Genomic DNA, 1,118 nt, shown 5'->3' with positions numbered 1-1,118 from the left:
CCATGTGTTCGCTGGACCAGCCTGCCCCAGAGGTCGTAGCGCAGGTGGATGCTGGGGTCGGCGGCCGGTGCAGCAGGGCTTTGTCCCCCCATGAGAGGGGTGAGCGGGGGCTGGGCCGGTTCGATGCGCGTGAGGTGGCCTGCGCTGTCGTAGTGGTAGCGCTCGATCTGGCCGTTGGGCAGTTCGCTGGCCACGATGCGGCCCTGGCCGTCGCGCTGGTGGCGTTGGCGCTGGCCCAGGGCGTTGCCCACTTCGATGAGCGCACCCCAGCGGTCGTAGTGGTAGTGCGTGCTGTGGCCCGAGCAGTCGGTGTAGCTGAGCAGTTGGCCCGCATCGCTCCAGGCCAGCTGTTTGCTGCCGCCCTGGGCGTCTTCGATGCGCCGGGGGCTGTCGCAGGTGAGCGGCGCTTCCTGAGGGTCGGGGTAGTGGTAGCGCTCGGTGCTGCCGTCGGCCTGGGTGATCTGGGTGAGGCGTCCCCAGGCGTCGTATTGGTAGCCGGTGGTGGCCCCTGCGGTGTCGGTGGCGCTGAGCAGGCGGCCCGTGGCATCGTCATGCTCCTGCTGGGTGCTGCGCCCGTCGGGCAGTTGCACGCCGATGAGCCGGCCCTGTCCATCACGCCTGAGGTGGACGCTGCGGCCCAGCGGGTCGGTGCGCGAGGCCAGGCGGCCGAAGCTGTCGTAGGCCTGCAGCCAGCGGCTGCCGTCGGCCTTGTGGTGGGCGATGAGGCGCGACAGGCCCGCCGCACCTTCGAAGTAGTAGGTCTCGATGCGATCCAGGCTGTCGCTGACGCGGGTGGCCGCGCGCGGCTGGCCGTCCGGGCCCGGCGGTTGGCTGAGGTAGTCGAAGCGGTAGGACAGCCCTTCCTGGTTGCTGTGTTCGATGACGCGGGCGCCGGGCTGGACGCTCTCGTAGCGGTAGCGGTGCCAGGGTCCGCTGGCATGGCGGTGGGCGCTGATGCGGTGGTGGTCCCATTCGAATTCGCGCACGAGCTGGCCTGCGCGGTCGTGGACGGTGATGAGATCGCCTGCACTGCTGTAGCCGTAGCGCACGAGCGTGATGGGGGTGGACAGGGGATGCAACGGGTCCTGCGTGAGGTCGACCCCGATGAGGCGCCAGCC

Annotated in this window: 1 pseudogene; it reads right to left on the bottom strand. The window is 70.1% G+C overall.

The features are described 5' to 3' along the window. A pseudogene (locus tag ACF8ML_RS18405) lies at nucleotides 1–1,118 on the bottom strand (RHS repeat protein); the annotation flags it as partial.

Source organism: Delftia sp. WSY_10 (assembly GCF_043104705.1).
GTDB classification, from domain to species: domain Bacteria; phylum Pseudomonadota; class Gammaproteobacteria; order Burkholderiales; family Burkholderiaceae_C; genus Comamonas; species Comamonas tsuruhatensis.
This window is presented reverse-complemented; position numbering and strand designations above follow the sequence as displayed.